Genomic DNA, 17,464 nt, shown 5'->3' on the forward strand with positions numbered 1-17,464 from the left:
TTTGAGTAGCTTCTTTATTACATTTCAATTTGTGGTACCGCAGCTTTCACAATCCTCTGAGCGCAACAGGTGATCACCCGGTCTTTTATGTTATCTTTCCCTTAATTACCCCATTGGCTTATTTGGTTATGGTTCAGAAAATTACCCAATCCCTCACAGGCAAACGCATTGTGTTGGGCATTGGCGGTGGTATCGCCGCCTATAAATGCGCAGATCTAACACGTCGATTGATCGAACGTGGCGCAGATGTTCGTGTCGTGATGACCCACGCAGCAAAAGAATTCATTACCCCGCTGACCATGCAGGCCGTATCGGGTCACCCCGTTGCCGATAGCCTACTCGACCCAGCGGCAGAGGCCTCGATGGGCCACATTGAAATTGCCAAGTGGGCAGATTTGGTTGTGCTTGCGCCAGCCACTGCCGATTTGATGGCACGTGTTACCGCAGGCATGGGCAACGATCTACTCACTACCCTTTGCTTGGCAACTGACGCCACCGTCGCCATTGCACCCGCAATGAACCAGCAGATGTACCGTGCAGTCGCTACCCAAGAAAACCTTGTAACGCTCAAACGCCGCGGCTACCCAATCTGGGGCCCAGCGAGTGGTGAACAAGCGTGTGGCGACGTTGGCCCAGGCCGAATGCTAGAGCCGATGCAATTAGTCGCCTTAGTGGAAGAACATTTTTCAGAAGGTGATTTAGCCGGTACGTCCATGTTGATTACCGCAGGGCCAACCCGCGAAGCGATCGACCCTGTTCGTTATCTGACTAATCAAAGCTCGGGGAAAATGGGTTACGCAATTGCCCAAGCCGCCGCCAAGCGCGGCGCAAAAGTAACGCTGATTAGTGGTCCGGTAAACCTGAGTACACCCGCCAATGTGGCACGCATTGACGTAGAAAGCGCAGAAGATATGCATCAGGCAGTTCAAGCTCATGCCGCGCAGCACCAGATTTTTATTGCCTGTGCCGCCGTTGCTGATTTCAGACCGGCCCACATTGCCGATCAGAAAATGAAGAAAATAGACGGTCACGATGAAATGACCATCAGTCTGGTCAAGAACCCAGATATCGTCGCATCAGTCGCAGCCATGACAGCGAATCGTCCTTTCACTGTAGGCTTTGCGGCAGAAACCCAAGATGTGGAACAATACGCACGCGGTAAATTGGCGAAGAAGAATCTTGATCTCATTTGCGCCAACGATGTGTCCTGCGACGGTCAAGGTTTTAACAGCGACCAAAATGCGCTGCATCTATATTGGCCTGCGGGAGACAAACCTTTACCGCTCGCAAGTAAGGCCGATATCGGCAACCAACTTGTCAGCGAGATCGCTACCCTGTTTAATGCCAGCAAATAAAACCAGTGGAAAACAAGATGAAAAAAATTGACCTAAAAATTCTCGACCCACGTGTAGGGACTGAATTCCCGCTTCCCGCTTACGCCACTGAAGGCTCTGCAGGACTAGATTTGCGCGCGATTCTCGATGCGCCAGTGACATTGGAACCGGGCCAAACGGAACTGCTACCGACAGGCCTAGCGATTCATATCGCTGACCCCTCTCTGGCAGCAACGATTTTGCCGCGTTCAGGGTTAGGTCATAAACATGGCATCGTACTGGGTAATTTGGTGGGTCTGATTGACTCTGATTATCAAGGTCAGTTGATGGTCTCTTGTTGGAACCGTGGTAACACCACGTTCACCATCGAACCAGGCGAGCGTATTGCGCAACTGGTTTTTGTGCCTGTTGTTCAAGCAGAATTCAACATTGTTGAAGACTTTGACGCCACAGAGCGCGGTGCCGGTGGATTTGGGCACTCTGGTACAAAATAACAGTAATACCAGAGCATGAATGACAAAAACGTCGCCCATTAGCGGCGTTTTTTATGCCGTATTCACGCTTTCAATAATTCCTATGTGCTTCACCTGTTCCGAAGGTGCATTATTCTTTTAATACAGATAGCGCACAGTTAAAATATCGGCCCTTCAGCCGAGATTTTGGGTCTTAGACCCTGAAAACAACAAAGGAACCATCTATTCATGGCTGGCCAAAAAAAGCAAAACCGCCGCGAAGAAATTCTTCAGGCTCTGGCTCATATGCTGGAGTCCACTCAGGGCAGTCAACGTATTACCACCGCCAAACTTGCGGCTCAAGTTGGCGTGTCTGAAGCGGCGCTTTATCGCCACTTCCCCAGCAAAGCACGTATGTTTGAGGGATTGATTGAATTCATTGAAGAATCGCTCATCACTCGAATCAACCGCATTCAAAGCGAAGAAAAAGACACTTTGACGCGCCTTCGCCTTATCTTGCAACTTCTGCTGGTCTTTGGTGAACGTAATCCGGGTCTGACACGCATCATGACAGGCCATGCTCTGATGTTCGAGCAAGACAGGCTGCAAGGCCGTATCAATCAGCTGTTCGAGAAAATCGAAAGTCAATTGCGTCAGGTATTACGAGAACGCCGCTTGCGGGAAGGAAGAGGATTTCCTGTTGATGAGTCCATTCTTGCCGCGCAATTACTCGGCCAAGTTGAAGGCAGTCTTAATCGATTTGTTCGATCCAACTTCAAGTACCCACCAACCGCAGAATTTGATCAATACTGGCAGCTATTGAGCGCACAATTGAACTAAACGTGTAGACATTGTTAGCGAAAAGATCAAAAAAAGGCTGCACTTTGCAGCCTTTTTGCTTTTCAATCGCTTATTCGTCGCATGAACTATGCCATTGAGCGACCAATCACCATTATACCCATCGAAATACGTTTTCAGTCATTCTTGCTGGTTAAATCAGCAATAGCTGCGTCAGAGATTCTATAATTAGAATAACGTGTTACTGCAATCTCTTCCTTGCTCTTGACGATTTTCCCTGCGCAAATTGATGACCGCTTACGTAATCCGATTGATATTAGATGCCGTATTCAGCGCGATACGCTTTTACTGAATCAAGTTGCTCAGGATTAGTGCCCTGCTCTTCCAGATACGTCACCAGATCACCAAGACTGACGATGGATACCACTTTACAGCCAAAGTCACGCTCAACTTCCTGAATCGCTGAAAGCTCGCCGTTGCCGCGCTCTTGGCGGTCAATTGCCACCAACACACCCGCAAGATCCGCACCGTTGGCTTGGATAATTTCCATCGACTCACGAATAGCAGTACCAGCAGTGATCACATCATCCACCAGCATCACACGGCCTTCCAACGCACTGCCGACCAAATTGCCACCTTCACCGTGGTTTTTCGCTTCTTTACGGTTAAAGCAATATGGCGTATCCACATCGTGGTGCTCAGCCAATGCTACAGCCGTGGTCGTCGCAATAGGGATACCTTTGTACGCAGGGCCAAACAGCAGATCGTAATCAATGTTCGCATCAACAAGCGCTTCTGCATAAAAGCGACCCAGACGCGCCAAATCACGGCCGGTGTTAAACAAACCAGCATTAAAGAAGTACGGGCTCTTACGGCCAGACTTCAGGGTGAATTCACCGAACTTCAAAACTTGTTTTTCCAATGCAAACTCGATGAACTGACGCTGATAGGCTTTCATTTTCTCTCCTGACTCACTCTTCGGCTTCTGGCCGTGACGTGTGTATTTCGATTAACTAGATCGGGGTTTACATTAACCAAATAGGTATTTTGGTTAAAAAAAAGCGGCTCCAATAGAAGCCGCCCTTTCATCAATCAACTAACGACGCTTTCTGAATAACAATGATGTCTTCTATACCCTTAGAGGCCAGAGACAACATAGCGTTCAATTCATCTGCCGTGAACGGCTCAACTTCTGCGGTACCTTGCACTTCAATCATGCGGCCATCTTCGAGCATGACCACGTTCATGTCGGTGTCTGCTGCTGAGTCTTCTAGATACTCAAGATCACAGATTGGTGTACCTTCAAAAATACCCACAGAAATTGCAGCGACATGACCCTTCATTGGGTTCGCTTTCAGTTTGCCTTCGGCAACCAATTTATTCAGTGCATCTGCCATTGCCACACTCGCACCTGAAATAGACGCAGTACGTGTGCCGCCATCGGCTTGAATAACATCACAGTCAACGGTAATAGTGAAATCGCCTAGCTGATCAAGATTTACCGCAGCACGAAGGCTACGCGCGATCAGACGTTGGATTTCCATGGTACGACCGCCTTGCTTACCGTTCGCCGCTTCACGACGGTTACGCGTATGCGTTGCACGAGGCAGCATACCGTATTCAGCAGTGATCCAACCTTGGCCCTTTCCTTTTAGGAAGCGAGGCACACCATCTTCAACGGTGGCGGTACAGATGACTTTAGTATCACCAAACTCCACCAATACTGAACCTTCTGCATGCGCAGTAAAATGACGGGTAATGGTAACCGGACGAATCTGACCAACTTCTCTTCCGCTTGGGCGCATAGAATTCCACCTGTAGTTGTATGTGTGCGACTGAATTTCGTTAACCGGCGATTATAGCGATTTACCCTCAGCCGCGCTAACACTAACCCGTCTTTGCCGCTTTTTTCTTCACGCTCACACCCTATTACTGACACGAATGGGTACAACTGCGTATAATCAGAACAACTTTGATAGAAGAGTGAACATCAATGATCCACAGTATGACTGCCTACGCCCGCCGGGAAGTAAAAGGCATATGGGGCACTGCCGTTTGGGAAATCCGTTCGGTTAATCAGCGTTACCTTGAAACCTATATCCGCATGCCAGAGCAGTTTCGTGGCCTTGAACCGATCATTCGCGAACGTTTCCGTCAGCGCCTAGCTCGCGGCAAAGTAGAATGTAATCTGCGTTTTGAAGCCAATGCGTCAGCCAATACTGAGTTGAAAATCAACGAAGCGTTAGCGAAGCAGGTTATTCATGCCGCCAAGTGGGTCCAAGAAGTCTCGGGCGAGGGCAATATTGGTCCTTTCCAAGTGCTGCAATGGCCCGGCGTGATGGAAACACCAGAGCAAGATATGGACGTGATCAACAAAGCCCTCATGAGCGGCTTTGACGAAGCAGTCGATGATTTCATCGCCGCACGTGCAAGCGAAGGTGCAAACATGAAAGCACTGATCGAGCAGCGTCTCGATGGCATTGCCGCAGAAGTGATCACCGTTCGTACAAAAATGCCAGAAATTATCAATTGGCAACGCGAGCGTCTTATCACCAAGCTAGAAGAAGCGAAAATCGAGCTGGACGCTAACCGCGTTGAGCAAGAAATCATTCTGCTTGCACAAAAATCTGACGTCGCAGAAGAGCTAGATCGTCTTGATTCACACGTATCAGAAACCAAGAAAATCCTCAAAAAAGGTGGCGCATGTGGTCGTCGCTTGGATTTCATGATGCAAGAATTCAACCGTGAGTCGAATACGCTGGCATCAAAATCCATCAGCACCGAGACCACCGCGTCTGGCGTTGAGCTAAAAGTTCTGATCGAACAAATGCGCGAGCAAATTCAGAATATCGAGTAATCGTTCTTCTTTTAGAGAGCCCAGCTAACTTGCTGGGCTTTTTTTTCTCCTGATAGGTTATCCTAAACAGAGAATTCAATTTTTGTGCAGTCCGTGGTAATCTGCGCGCCCTTTAACCTCACAGTGATCACAACCATGAGCCAAGGTACGCTTTACATCGTTTCAGCGCCCAGCGGTGCCGGTAAATCAAGTCTGATTTCGGCGCTGTTGAAAGACAATCCTCGTTACGACATCAAAGTGTCCGTTTCTCACACGACCCGTGCAACACGTCCGGGCGAAGAAGACGGCGTTCACTACCATTTCGTAGCCGTTGATGAATTTAAAGCACTGATCGAACAAGATGCGTTTTTGGAGCATGCCGAAGTTTTCGGTAACTATTACGGCACTTCACGCATTTGGATTGAAGAAATGCTGGCAAAAGGCATCGACATTTTTCTCGATATTGACTGGCAAGGTGCGCAGCAAATTCGAAAAAAAATGCCGCTCGCCCAAAGCATTTTCATTCTTCCACCAAGTCGAGAAGAGTTGGAACGTCGTCTGAATGCACGTGGTCAGGATTCTGATGAGGTCATCGCGAAACGCATGGAAGAAGCCTGTTCCGAAATATCTCACTATAACGAGTACGATTACGTTATTGTGAATGATGATTTTGATCTGGCTCTAATGGATCTTAAAGCCATACTTCGCGCAGAGCGAATGAAGCAAGACAAGCAAACCAGCAAATATCACGACATGCTTGACAGATTGCTGGCACTATAGTCACGGCTTTTGTATAATTTTCGGTCATTTTGATTTTATTACTTACTGGAGTTCCTCATGGCACGCGTAACCGTTCAAGACGCTGTTGAAAAAATTGGCAACCGTTTCGATCTAGTATTGGTAGCAGCTCGTCGCGCACGCCAAATGCAAACTGGTGGTAAAGATGCTCTGGTTCCAGAAGAGAACGATAAATACACTGTTATCTCTCTTCGCGAAATCGAAGAAGGCCTAATCACGAAAGAAGTGCTAGACACTCGTGAGCGCCAAGAGCAGCAAGAGCAAGAAGCAGCCGAAATGGCCGCTGTAAGCACCATCACAGGCTCACTCCGCTAATCTAACTTCAGGGAAACAGGCAGATTGTATCTCTTCGATAGCCTGAAAGAAGTCGCCGCACAATACTTGCCGGAGCCGCACTTAGAGGCACTCCGGCAAGCGTACTTGGTCGCGCGTGACGCCCACGAAGGGCAAAGCCGTTCGAGCGGCGAACCTTACATCATCCACCCGATTGCCGTTGCCCGTATTCTGGCGGAAATGCGCCTCGATCACGAAACACTCATGGCAGCGCTGCTGCACGATGTGATTGAAGACACCGACGTCACCAAAGAAGACTTACAGCAACGCTTTGGCGATACCGTCGCCGATCTGGTTGATGGCGTTTCAAAGCTCGACAAGCTTAAATTTCGCGATCGCAAAGAAGCGCAGGCGGAAAACTTCCGCAAAATGATCATGGCGATGGCCCATGATATTCGCGTCATTCTGATCAAACTGGCTGACCGTACGCACAACATGCGCACGCTGGGCGCACTTCGCCCTGATAAACGTCGCCGTATTGCCCGCGAAACCCTCGAAATATTCTCACCGCTTGCCCACCGTCTCGGTATCCACAACATCAAAGTGGAACTCGAAGAACTCGGTTTTGAAGCCCTTTACCCCAACCGCTATCGCGTGTTGAAGGAAGTGGTGGTTCAGGCCCGTGGCAACCGCAAAGAAATGATTCAAAAAATCCATGCAGAGATTGAAGGCCGCCTTGGCGATGCCGGCATCAATGCAAAAGTGTTGGGACGCGAAAAGAACCTCTACTCCATCTATAACAAGATGAAGAATAAAGAGCAGCGTTTTCACACCATCATGGACTTATACGCCTTCCGCGTGATTGTCGATGATTTGGATACTTGTTATCGCGCACTCGGCCAGATGCATAATTTGTATAAGCCTCGCCCGGGTCGCATGAAAGATTACATCGCGGTGCCAAAAGCCAATGGCTATCAGTCTCTGCATACATCCATGATTGGTCCACACGGTGTACCCATTGAAGTACAAATTCGTACTGAAGACATGGATCAGATGGCTGACAAAGGTGTGGCAGCGCACTGGGCATACAAAGAAGGTGCCGATCGCATTCAGGGCGGGACAACCGCACAAGTGCGCGCACAACGCTGGATGCAAAGCTTGCTTGAGCTTCAACAAAGCGCAGGTAGCTCTTTTGAATTCATCGAAAGCGTAAAATCTGACCTATTCCCAGACGAGTTGTTTGTCTTTACGCCAAAAGGTCGCATTGTCGAACTGCCTGTTGGCGCCACCGCGGTCGATTTTGCCTACGCCGTGCATACGGACGTAGGTAACTCCTGTGTGGGTACGCGGGTTAACCGCCAGTCTTACCCGCTCAGCCAACCGCTGAAAAACGGTCAGACGATTGAGATCATCACGGCGCCAGGTGCTCGCCCTAACGCAGCATGGCTCAATTATGTGGTGACCTCACGTGCACGAACCAAAATTCGTCAGGTTCTCAAAACCAAACGCCGTGAAGAATCCGTGATCCTTGGTCGCCGTTTGCTCAACCATGCGTTGGGTGACGTTAACGTTCAGGACATCGACCCCGCAAATCTTGAGAAAGTGCTGAAAGATCTAAAACTTGAAGTACTGGATGATTTGTTAGCCGACACTGGTTCAGGCGAAGTGATGAGTGTCGTGATTGCGAAGCGTCTGCTCGGCGATACTGATAGCTTAGAGGAGCAAGGCGGTTGCCTACCAATCCGCGGTGCTGATGGCATCTTACTGACTTACGCTAACTGCTGTCGTCCTATTCCCGGCGATCATATTGTGGGGCATGTCAGTCCGGGTAAAGGTCTGGTTATCCACCGTGAAGAATGTGCAAACATTCGCGGTTACAGCCAAGAGCCGGATAAGTATATGTCCGTCGAGTGGGGCGATGACATCGACCAAGATTTCGCGACAGCGCTGCGTGTTGATATGTTTAATCACCAAGGTGCATTGGCAGATCTGACTAACACTATTGCCGCGACAGGCTCAAACATCCAAGGTTTGACGACCGAAGAGCGCGATGGCCGTTTGTATACCATCTACGTCAAGCTAACCACTAAGAACCGTGTTCACTTAGCCAATATCATGCGTCGACTTCGCGTGATGCCAAACGTGATCAAAGTCAGCCGTCAGAAAAATTGATGTCTCGCTGTTGGCAGCAAAGCCGATAGCGATCAATCTCTAGCGACTGACTCGCGCAATAAGAATCAGGCAACAAACAACGCCCGCCCACTCGCGGGCGTTTTTATATAGACGAGAACAAGATGACACCAGAACGTTTTGCACGTATTCAGGACGTGTTGGCAACCCGACAGCCCGATCTGACCATGTGCATGGAAGAAGTCCACAAGCCGAACAACATCTCCGCCATCATTCGCACGGCTGATGCTGTCGGCGTGCATCAGGTTCACGCTGTTTGGCTCCAAAATAGCAAGATGCGCACACTAGGCGGCACCTCTGCAGGTGCGCGTAATTGGGTGGATGTGGTTACCCACGACAACACGCCCGATGCCTTTGCCGCCATGAAAGAAAAAGGCATGCAGATCTTGGTGACAAATCTGTCTGACAACGCCGTCGATTTTCGTGAGATTGATTACACCAAACCCACGGCGATTGTGATGGGTCAGGAGAAAACAGGGATCAGCAAGCAAGCCCTTGAATTGGCAGATCAAGACATCATCATTCCCATGATAGGTATGGTACAGTCGCTCAATGTCTCGGTCGCAAGCGCTCTGATCTTGTACGAAGCACAGCGCCAACGCCAAAATGCGGGCATGTACCAGCGTACACATACCTTGATCCCACAAGACGAGGTTGACCGCATTGTTTTCGAGCGTGGATACCCTGTACTGGCAAGAGTCGCTAAGCGCAAACGTCTGCCGTATCCTGCGCTAGATAATCAAGGCCAAATTATTGCCGATGATACTTGGTGGGCACAAATGCAGGCCGCAAAGTAATACATAACCTTATGATCGGCAAACAACCACCAGGAGAGATGAAACTGCCATGCGCGCTTCAATGTTAGATGCTGTTCCCGTAACCTCGCTGACAGGCGTAGGCGGAAAAATGGCGGAAAAGCTCGAAAAAATCGGACTTTTTACCGTGCAGGATCTGCTGTTCCATCTCCCTTACCGCTATGAAGACCGTACGCGTATCTGGCCAATGATGAGTCTCATGCCGGGACAACATGCCGCGGTCGAAGGCGAAGTCGTCAGCAACAACACCACCTTTGGTCGACGCCGGATGCTAACGGTCAAAATCACTGACGGTCACGGTTCGCTCACGCTGCGCTTTTTTAACTTTAACGCCGCGATGAAAAACAGCCTTGAATCTGGCAAGCGTGTGAAAGCCTATGGCGAGATCAAGCGCGGTCAAAATGGCCTTGAAATCATTCACCCTGAATACAAGGTGTTCTCTGAGCCAACAGAACTGGCATTGGAAGAAACCCTAACACCTGTCTATCACACTACAGAAGGCCTGCGCCAACTGACGCTGCGAAACCTTACCGACCAAGCCTTGGGCTTACTCGATGGCGCTGCGGTGCAAGAACTACTGCCTGATGGTCTGTATGACCGTCAGGTCACGCTCAAAGACGCGCTCAAAACCCTTCACCGACCAACGCCTGACATTGCCGTCACGGCATTAGAAAACGGTGAACACCCCGCGCAAAAGCGCCTGATCCTCGAAGAATTGCTCGCGCAGAACCTGTCAATGCTTGCCGTGCGCAGTAAATTGCAGCAAGACCCGACATTCTCGATGCCACCATCCAGCGAGCTAAAACCCAAGTTTCTCACCTCGTTGCCATTTAGTCCGACGGGCGCACAAACCCGCGTTGTGGCCGATATCGAACGCGACATGGGGCTGACCAAACCCATGATGCGATTGGTGCAAGGTGACGTGGGCTCCGGCAAAACCTTGGTGGCCGCGCTAGCCGCGCTGCAAGCGATTGAGCAAGGGTATCAAGTCGCGCTTATGGCACCTACAGAATTACTGGCAGAGCAGCATGCGGCTAATTTTGCCAGTTGGCTTGAACCGCTCGGCATTTCTGTAGGCTGGCTGGCAGGTAAACTCACCGGCAAAGCCAGAGAAGCAGAACTTGAAAAGATTGCTAACGGCGACGCCAAAATGGTGGTCGGGACACACGCACTGTTTCAAAAGCACGTTGAATTTGCCCATCTCGCATTGGTGATTATTGATGAACAACACCGTTTCGGTGTGCATCAGCGCCTTGAGCTGCGCGAGAAAGGCATGAAGCAAGGCATTCACCCGCATCAGCTAATCATGACGGCGACACCTATCCCTCGAACGTTAGCAATGACCGCCTACGCAGATTTAGATACCTCAGTGATTGATGAGCTGCCACCAGGTCGAACCCCGATCCAAACTGTTGCTGTGCCGGACACGCGCCGCATTGATATCGTCAATCGCGTGCATGCCGCCTGTATCGACGAAGGTCGTCAGGCATATTGGGTATGTACCTTAATTGATGAATCCGAAGTGCTGGAAGCGCAAGCCGCATCAGATACCGCAGATGACCTTTCACGCGCACTACCCGACCTGAAAATCGGCTTGGTACACGGGCGAATGAAAGCGGCAGAAAAACAAGCGGTGATGAAAGCGTTCAAAGACGGTGAATTGCACCTTTTGGTCGCCACCACTGTGATTGAAGTCGGGGTCGATGTACCTAATGCCAGCTTGATGATAATCGAAAACCCAGAGCGTTTAGGCTTGGCACAACTTCATCAGCTTCGCGGACGGGTTGGTCGAGGTTCGGTCGCCAGTCACTGTGTGTTGCTCTATCACGCGCCACTGTCGAAAACCGCCACCCAACGTTTGGGGGTGTTACGTGAAAGCAGTGATGGCTTTGTGATTGCGCAACGAGATTTAGAAATTCGTGGGCCGGGCGAATTACTCGGCACCAAGCAAACGGGTGTTGCTGAGTTCAAAATTGCCGACTTAGTGCGAGATCAAAAGCTCATCCCTGAAGTACAGAAGCTGGCGCTGTATCTGCATCAACACTACCCTGATAACGCCAAAGCGATCATTACTCGCTGGCTAGGGAACAAAGATAAGTACAGTAATGCTTAAGTGAAAGTCGCAAATTTCCGGAGGCGAGTGTCGAGTAGGTCATACTCGATTCTCACTACTCCTACTCTCGCAATCTGATTACTCTTCATCCCAATACTGCATCACTAATGCCATCACTTCAGATTTGCTGTATCCCACTTCTCGGGCATCAACTAAGAGCGCCCTCAATGCAGGTCGGATAAAACCGAAACGGTCTTCCATGCGCGCGTGTAACCCTTCTCGGGCAACAATCATTCCCACGCCTCGCCGACGTTCAAGCCAGCCAAGTTCTTCCATATTCTGATAACAACGAGAAATGGTCATCGGGTTGATGTTAAGCACGGCAGCGAGCTTTCTCACCGACGTCAATTTGTCACCTGGCTTTAGCGTACCCGCAACGATTTGACGCTGGATTTGCGTCATCAATTGGCGAAATTTTGGTGATGGGTCCTGCGGGTCGATAACTATGTGCATTTTTCTTCCCTGCTGTATTGTCGCTTTATTACAGTATTAGCAGATGACTCACATATGAGACAAAAACATGCAGAGAATTTGTTATCTAAACACGAAAATAATGACAAAAAAAAGACGCATAACTCCGTAGAGCCTGCGTCTTTTAAGGCGTAGAAAGTAATACGATGGATTAACGCATTTCTTTACGTGAACCCTTATTCTTTTGCGCTACTGGCAACACAATCTGTGCTCGCAAACCACCTTGCGAGCGCTGCATCAATTGCAGCGTGCCGTTGTGTTGCTCCACAATACGTTTCACGATAGCCAGCCCAAGTCCGGTACCTTCGCTACCTCGCGCAGTATCACCGCGAGTAAAAGGTTGCAGCACGGTTTCAACCTGATCAGGCGCGATGCCAGGCCCATTGTCTTCGACCGTGATCCACTGGTGACGCCGATCAGCGCTACTGCCTGTGGCAATTTTCACCCAACCGCCACCGTAGCGCACTGCGTTGACGACTAAGTTAGTGACCGCACGGCGAATGGCCACTTCGTTAGCTTCCAGCTTACCTACCAGTTCGCCTTTACTCAGCTCAAGTTCATGCCCCGTCGCACCATCAGCCACCGAAACATCATCAACCAAGACATTCAAGTCGATGGCTGTCATGTCTTGCACCTGTACTGAACGCAGATAATCCATAAACTGATTGATGATCTCATTACACTCTTCAGTGTCTTTGATCATGCTGTCAGCCAGATAATCGTCTTCCGGTGACATCATTTCTGTTGCCAAACGAATACGGGTTAACGGGGTGCGTAAATCGTGGCTCACACCCGCCATCAGTAGTGCGCGATCTTCTTCCAGCTTGCGAATACCTTCGCTCATCTGGTTAAACGCTTTGGTGACGGCACGAATGTCTGAGGCTCCTTGCTCAGGGAGCGGCGCAGGAAATTTTCCGTGCCCAACATCCAGTGCAGCCTTTTCCAATGCTACCAGCGGCCGGTTTTGCACCTTGATAAACATCCACCCTCCACCTATCACCATGAGTGCAATAAACATGGAATACATAAACAGCGGCAGGAAATCATCTTGATGCAATTCCGACAGCGGAATACGCATGATGTAACCGGGAAACGCGCGACTTTCTAGCCACAAAACGTAGCTCTTGGACGCCATGCTGATGCGCGCTTCAGTAGGTGCGTTGAGCTTCTCCGACATATCTTTACTGATAAGGTCAATTGGCGCAGCCTCATCAAAATCACGCATCACATCTGGCTCAGATTCGTCGTGCATGGTCACGCCAAGCTTGGCCAGCAATTGACGGCGCAACAGCTCATCCATGTGATACACCTCGCCATCCGCCAAGGTCACATTGTCTTCCAGCATCACTGAGATTTCGTGTGCCAGAATCTTATTAAACTGCTTGATGCTGGGGAGTAAAGCGTAATTGAGGATGGTGAGGTAGGAGAAAATCTGGCTGGCGATTAACAGGCCAGCCAGCACCACGAGCGTACGGGCAAAGTTGCTACGTGGAGAAAAGCGCATGAATTACGCTTCCCCGTCAGGCACAAACACATAACCCAGACCCCAAACGGTCTGAATGTAACGTGGTTTGCTTGGATCTTCTTCGACCATGCGGCGAAGACGTGAGATTTGCACATCGATCGAGCGCTCCATCGCGGAGTACTCGCGGCCACGCGCCATGTTCATCAGCTTATCGCGTGACATTGGCTCTCGAGCGTTGGTAACCAGCGCTTTCAATACTGCAAACTCGCCAGAGGTTAGTGTCAACGGTTGATCATTGCGGAACATTTCGCGTGTTCCCAAGTTCAATCGGAACTGGCCAAACTCAACGATTTTTTCTTCGCTAGACGGCGCACCAGGCGCTTCAATGGTCTGACGGCGCAGCACCGCACGAATACGGGCCAGCAGTTCGCGAGGGTTAAATGGTTTTGGCAGATAGTCATCTGCGCCAACTTCCAAGCCCACGATGCGATCGATTTCATCGCCTTTCGCAGTCAGCATCAGGATTGGCAGTTTGTTGTTCGCCTGACGAAGACGGCGGCAGATGGACAGACCATCTTCACCCGGCAACATCAGATCCAACACCATCAGGTGAAAGTTCTCACGAGAAAGTAAGCGGTCCATTTGCTCGGCGTTCGCCACGCTGCGAACCTGAAAACCTTGCTCAGACAAATAACGCTCCAGTAGCGAGCGCAAACGCATATCATCATCTACAACCAGGATCTTATGATTATCTTGCATGACCTACCTTTCTTTCTATTCTTGAAGGTGTTTGTGTCTTCGATTGTATCGCCTGACTCCGCTATGAAACATCAAGGCCGTGTCTAGCGGGGAGAAAAACTGTTACCAGTTGTAACCGACTTTGTACGCACTAAACAAACCATTTCGAGGGATAGCTTAACGTTGCAAGGCTTGTTGGCTTTTATCATGACGTCAAAGCGGTTATAACTCTTCTCGAAAAACGAATCACATGCTCGGATATAGCAATGAAAAAAACCGATTTGGTCACCCGAGAAGGCTACAAGAAACTCAAAGAAGAACTCGATTTCCTGTGGAAAGAACGTCGCCCGGAAATCACCAAGATCGTATCGTGGGCCGCGAGCCTCGGCGATAGATCGGAGAACGCTGACTACACTTACAACAAGCGTATATTGCGTGAAATCGACCGCCGTGTGCGTTACCTGCGCAAGCGCTTAGACATTCTTCGCGTGGTGGATTATAACCCACAACAGGACGGTAAAGTGTTCTTTGGCGCATGGGTCGACATTGAAAATGACGATGGCGATACCCTCAAATTCCGCATTGTCGGTCCGGATGAAATCTACGGCCGCAAAGACTACATCTCGATTGATAGCCCGATGGCACGCGCATTGATAAAAAAAGAAGTCGATGACGAAGCCGTTGTGACGACCCCTGAAGGCCCGAAGGTCTGGTACGTCAACACCATCACCTATCAGCAAAACGATCTCTAATACCGCCTTTCGCGGCGGTGATTTTCAAAGGAACACCATGACCACTTCAATTTATCAACAGATTGCCAGTGAGCTAAATGTACGTGACGCTCAAGTTATTGCTGCGGTTACGCTGCTCGATGATGGCAACACCGTCCCGTTTATTTCCCGTTACCGTAAAGAAGTGACCAACGGCCTAGATGACACCCAACTGCGTAATCTCGAATCACGCCTTGGCTATCTGCGCGAGTTGGAAGACCGCCGTCAGGTCATTCTTAAATCGATTGAAGAGCAAGGCAAACTCAGTGATGGACTGAAAAGAGACATCCTCGGTGCTGACACCAAAAACCGCCTTGAAGACCTTTATCTTCCTTACAAACAAAAGCGTCGTACCAAGGGACAAATTGCGATTGAAGCGGGCATTGAGCCTTTGGCGCAACAACTTTGGCAACACCCTCACTCCGACCCAGAAACGGAAGCCGCAAGCTACATTGATGCCGACAAAGGGTTTGCTGATACCAAAGCCGTACTGGATGGTGCGCGCGCTATCTTGATGGAGCAATTTGCTGAAGACGCCGCGTTGCTTGAGAAAATCCGTCGCCAATTGACCCAACATGCTGAGCTTCAATCACGTGTTATCGCAGGAAAAGAAAACGAAGGTGCCAAGTTCAAAGACTATTTCGAGCACGATGAACGTCTAACCAAAGTGCCATCACACCGCGCACTGGCGATGTTCCGAGGCCGAAATGAAGGCATCCTTCAACTGTCACTGAATGCAGACCCTGGACAGGATGATAAGTCCACGGGCTCATATTGCGAGAACATCATCTGTGACCATTTCAAGGTGACCATTGATTCTGCGCCTGCCGACCGCTGGCGTAAGCAAGTAGTCAGCTTTGCATGGCGCATCAAAATTCTGATGCACATGGAAACAGAATTGATGGGCAACCTGCGTGAAATGGCTGAAACCGACGCCATCAAGGTATTTGCCGACAACCTCAAAGATCTGTTAATGGCAGCACCTGCGGGCCCACGTAGCACCTTGGGTATCGACCCTGGCCTGCGCACAGGCTGCAAAGTTGCCGTGGTGGATAACACAGGTAAGCTATTAGATACCGCCACCATTTACCCAACCGCACCGCACAACAAAACTGCCGAGTCGGCGCGCGTGGTGATGGCGCTGGTGAAAAAACACAATGTCGATTTGATTGCGATTGGCAACGGCACGGCTTCTCGTGAGACCGATGCGTTTGTGGCTGGCATGCTTAAAGATGCGGGCGAGAAAATCCAAACCGTGATGGTCAGTGAGGCAGGCGCATCTGTGTATTCAGCGTCAGAGCTTGCTGCTGCTGAATTCCCGGGGCTGGATGTGTCGCTGCGTGGTGCGGTTTCTATCGCTCGTCGCCTGCAAGACCCATTGGCAGAGTTGGTGAAAATCGACCCGAAATCTATCGGTGTGGGCCAATACCAACACGATGTCAGTCAAAGCCAACTGGCGAAGCGCTTGGACGCCGTGGTTGAAGACTGCGTCAACGCCGTGGGTGTTGACGTTAACAGTGCCTCTGCCGCACTGCTGACACGCGTGGCTGGGCTTTCGACCACCATGGCCGCCAACATCGTGGCATTTCGTGATGACAACGGCCGCTTTGCCGACCGTAAAACCTTATTGAAAGTCCCACGTCTAGGTCCAAAAGCCTATGAGCAGTGCGCAGGCTTTTTACGCGTCATGAACGGCAAAAACCCGCTCGATAGCTCTTCCGTTCACCCTGAAGCCTATCCTGTGGTGAAACGCATTGCGGATAACACAGGCAAAGCAATCGACGCCATGATTGGTAACCACGACTTCTTGCGCTCGCTCAACGCAGCAAATTATGCCGATAACACCTTTGGCTTGCCAACGGTCACTGACATTCTGTCGGAACTGGCAAAGCCGGGCCGAGACCCGCGCCCTGAGTTTAAAACTGCGACCTTTGCTGCTGGAATAAACGAAGTGAAAGATCTCGAGCCAGGCATGATATTGGAAGGCTCCATCACTAACGTGACCGCCTTTGGCGCGTTTGTCGATATTGGTGTTCACCAAGACGGCTTGGTGCATATCTCCGCGCTATCCGACAAGTTCATCTCTGATCCACGTGAAGTCGTAAAAGCGGGTGATGTGGTGAAAGTGAAAGTCATGGACGTCGATTTGCAGCGTAAACGTATTGCGCTTTCTATGCGCTTAAACGATGAGCCGGGGGCAGACAACAAACCTGCGGGTCGTGATAAAGGCAACCGTGACTCACGCCCTGCCGACAATCAAAAACGCAGTTTCAGCGGCAACCAAGACAGCAATCAAGGTAGCAAACGCGATAATCGCGGTGGCAACCAAGGGGCGGTCGGTGGCGCATTTGCTGATGCCTTTGCCAAAGCGAAACGCAACTAAGCTTATTGCGGTATTTTTTCGCGATTCT

Annotated in this window: 15 protein-coding genes and 1 pseudogene; 11 read left to right on the forward strand and 5 right to left on the reverse strand. The window is 50.2% G+C overall.

What is annotated here, in order from left to right; all coding sequences use genetic code 11:
* Window positions 1-128: 128 nt before the first annotated feature.
* From coaBC to slmA, 3 genes are all read left to right on the forward strand, one after another.
* A complete protein-coding gene (gene coaBC / locus AC3CIC_RS15540) occupies window positions 129-1,355 on the forward strand; it encodes a bifunctional phosphopantothenoylcysteine decarboxylase/phosphopantothenate--cysteine ligase CoaBC (protein WP_488515010.1) in 1,227 nt (408 codons plus the stop codon).
* A 17-nt stretch (window positions 1,356-1,372) separates the two neighbouring features.
* Window positions 1,373-1,828, forward strand: a complete 456-nt coding sequence (dut, locus tag AC3CIC_RS15545; protein WP_016961889.1) for a dUTP diphosphatase — start codon at window positions 1,373-1,375, stop codon at window positions 1,826-1,828.
* Window positions 1,829-2,035: 207 nt separating this feature from the next.
* On the forward strand, window positions 2,036-2,626 hold the full coding sequence (gene slmA / locus AC3CIC_RS15550; RefSeq protein ID WP_016961888.1) for a nucleoid occlusion factor SlmA: 591 nt from the start codon (window positions 2,036-2,038) through the stop codon (window positions 2,624-2,626).
* 274 nt (window positions 2,627-2,900) lie between these two features.
* On the opposite strand, the gene pyrE is transcribed toward slmA, so the two are convergent.
* Both pyrE and rph read right to left on the reverse strand, forming a co-directional pair.
* Window positions 2,901-3,542: an orotate phosphoribosyltransferase gene (gene pyrE, locus AC3CIC_RS15555; protein WP_016961887.1), complete on the reverse strand. Its 642-nt coding sequence runs from the start codon at window positions 3,540-3,542 to the stop codon at window positions 2,901-2,903.
* Window positions 3,543-3,672: 130 nt separating this feature from the next.
* Window positions 3,673-4,389, reverse strand: a complete 717-nt coding sequence (gene rph / locus AC3CIC_RS15560) for a ribonuclease PH (RefSeq protein WP_488515011.1) — start codon at window positions 4,387-4,389, stop codon at window positions 3,673-3,675.
* A gap of 188 nt (window positions 4,390-4,577) precedes the next feature.
* Between rph and AC3CIC_RS15565 the strand changes: the two genes are divergently transcribed.
* From AC3CIC_RS15565 to recG, 6 genes and pseudogenes are all read left to right on the forward strand, one after another.
* Entirely contained in the window at window positions 4,578-5,441 is an 864-nt protein-coding gene (locus AC3CIC_RS15565; protein ID WP_026024367.1) for a YicC/YloC family endoribonuclease, read from the forward strand.
* A gap of 135 nt (window positions 5,442-5,576) precedes the next feature.
* Window positions 5,577-6,200 (forward strand): guanylate kinase, encoded by a 624-nt coding sequence (gene gmk / locus AC3CIC_RS15570; protein WP_016961884.1) that lies wholly within the window; start codon window positions 5,577-5,579, stop codon window positions 6,198-6,200.
* Between the two features lie 57 nt (window positions 6,201-6,257).
* Entirely contained in the window at window positions 6,258-6,533 is a 276-nt protein-coding gene (gene rpoZ / locus AC3CIC_RS15575; protein WP_016961883.1) for a DNA-directed RNA polymerase subunit omega, read from the forward strand.
* A gap of 24 nt (window positions 6,534-6,557) precedes the next feature.
* Window positions 6,558-8,663 (forward strand): bifunctional GTP diphosphokinase/guanosine-3',5'-bis pyrophosphate 3'-pyrophosphohydrolase, encoded by a 2,106-nt coding sequence (gene spoT / locus AC3CIC_RS15580; RefSeq protein ID WP_488515012.1) that lies wholly within the window; start codon window positions 6,558-6,560, stop codon window positions 8,661-8,663.
* A 122-nt stretch (window positions 8,664-8,785) separates the two neighbouring features.
* Complete coding sequence (trmH, locus tag AC3CIC_RS15585) at window positions 8,786-9,478, forward strand: tRNA (guanosine(18)-2'-O)-methyltransferase TrmH (protein ID WP_488515013.1); 693 nt, start codon at window positions 8,786-8,788, stop codon at window positions 9,476-9,478.
* Window positions 9,479-9,515: 37 nt separating this feature from the next.
* Window positions 9,516-11,609: pseudogene (recG, locus tag AC3CIC_RS15590) on the forward strand (ATP-dependent DNA helicase RecG); the annotation flags it as partial.
* 78 nt (window positions 11,610-11,687) lie between these two features.
* On the opposite strand, the gene AC3CIC_RS15595 reads toward recG, so the two are convergent.
* From AC3CIC_RS15595 to ompR, 3 genes are all read right to left on the reverse strand, one after another.
* Window positions 11,688-12,062, reverse strand: a complete 375-nt coding sequence (locus tag AC3CIC_RS15595; RefSeq protein ID WP_016961879.1) for a GntR family transcriptional regulator — start codon at window positions 12,060-12,062, stop codon at window positions 11,688-11,690.
* 169 nt (window positions 12,063-12,231) lie between these two features.
* Window positions 12,232-13,584, reverse strand: a complete 1,353-nt coding sequence (gene envZ / locus AC3CIC_RS15600; RefSeq protein WP_016961878.1) for a two-component system sensor histidine kinase EnvZ — start codon at window positions 13,582-13,584, stop codon at window positions 12,232-12,234.
* 3 nt (window positions 13,585-13,587) lie between these two features.
* The gene (gene ompR / locus AC3CIC_RS15605; protein WP_394212424.1) at window positions 13,588-14,304 is read right to left on the reverse strand and encodes an osmolarity response regulator transcription factor OmpR; all 717 of its coding nucleotides are present in this window, start codon (window positions 14,302-14,304) and stop codon (window positions 13,588-13,590) included.
* A gap of 245 nt (window positions 14,305-14,549) precedes the next feature.
* Here ompR and greB point away from each other — a divergent pair, with 245 nt between their 5' ends.
* Both greB and AC3CIC_RS15615 read left to right on the forward strand, forming a co-directional pair.
* Window positions 14,550-15,035, forward strand: coding sequence for a transcription elongation factor GreB (gene greB / locus AC3CIC_RS15610; protein WP_017006742.1), 486 nt, complete (start codon window positions 14,550-14,552; stop codon window positions 15,033-15,035).
* A gap of 37 nt (window positions 15,036-15,072) precedes the next feature.
* Complete coding sequence (locus tag AC3CIC_RS15615; protein WP_488515014.1) at window positions 15,073-17,436, forward strand: Tex family protein; 2,364 nt, start codon at window positions 15,073-15,075, stop codon at window positions 17,434-17,436.
* Window positions 17,437-17,464 lie beyond the last annotated feature (28 nt).

The organism is Enterovibrio sp. QJM3NY_24 (assembly GCF_057786035.1).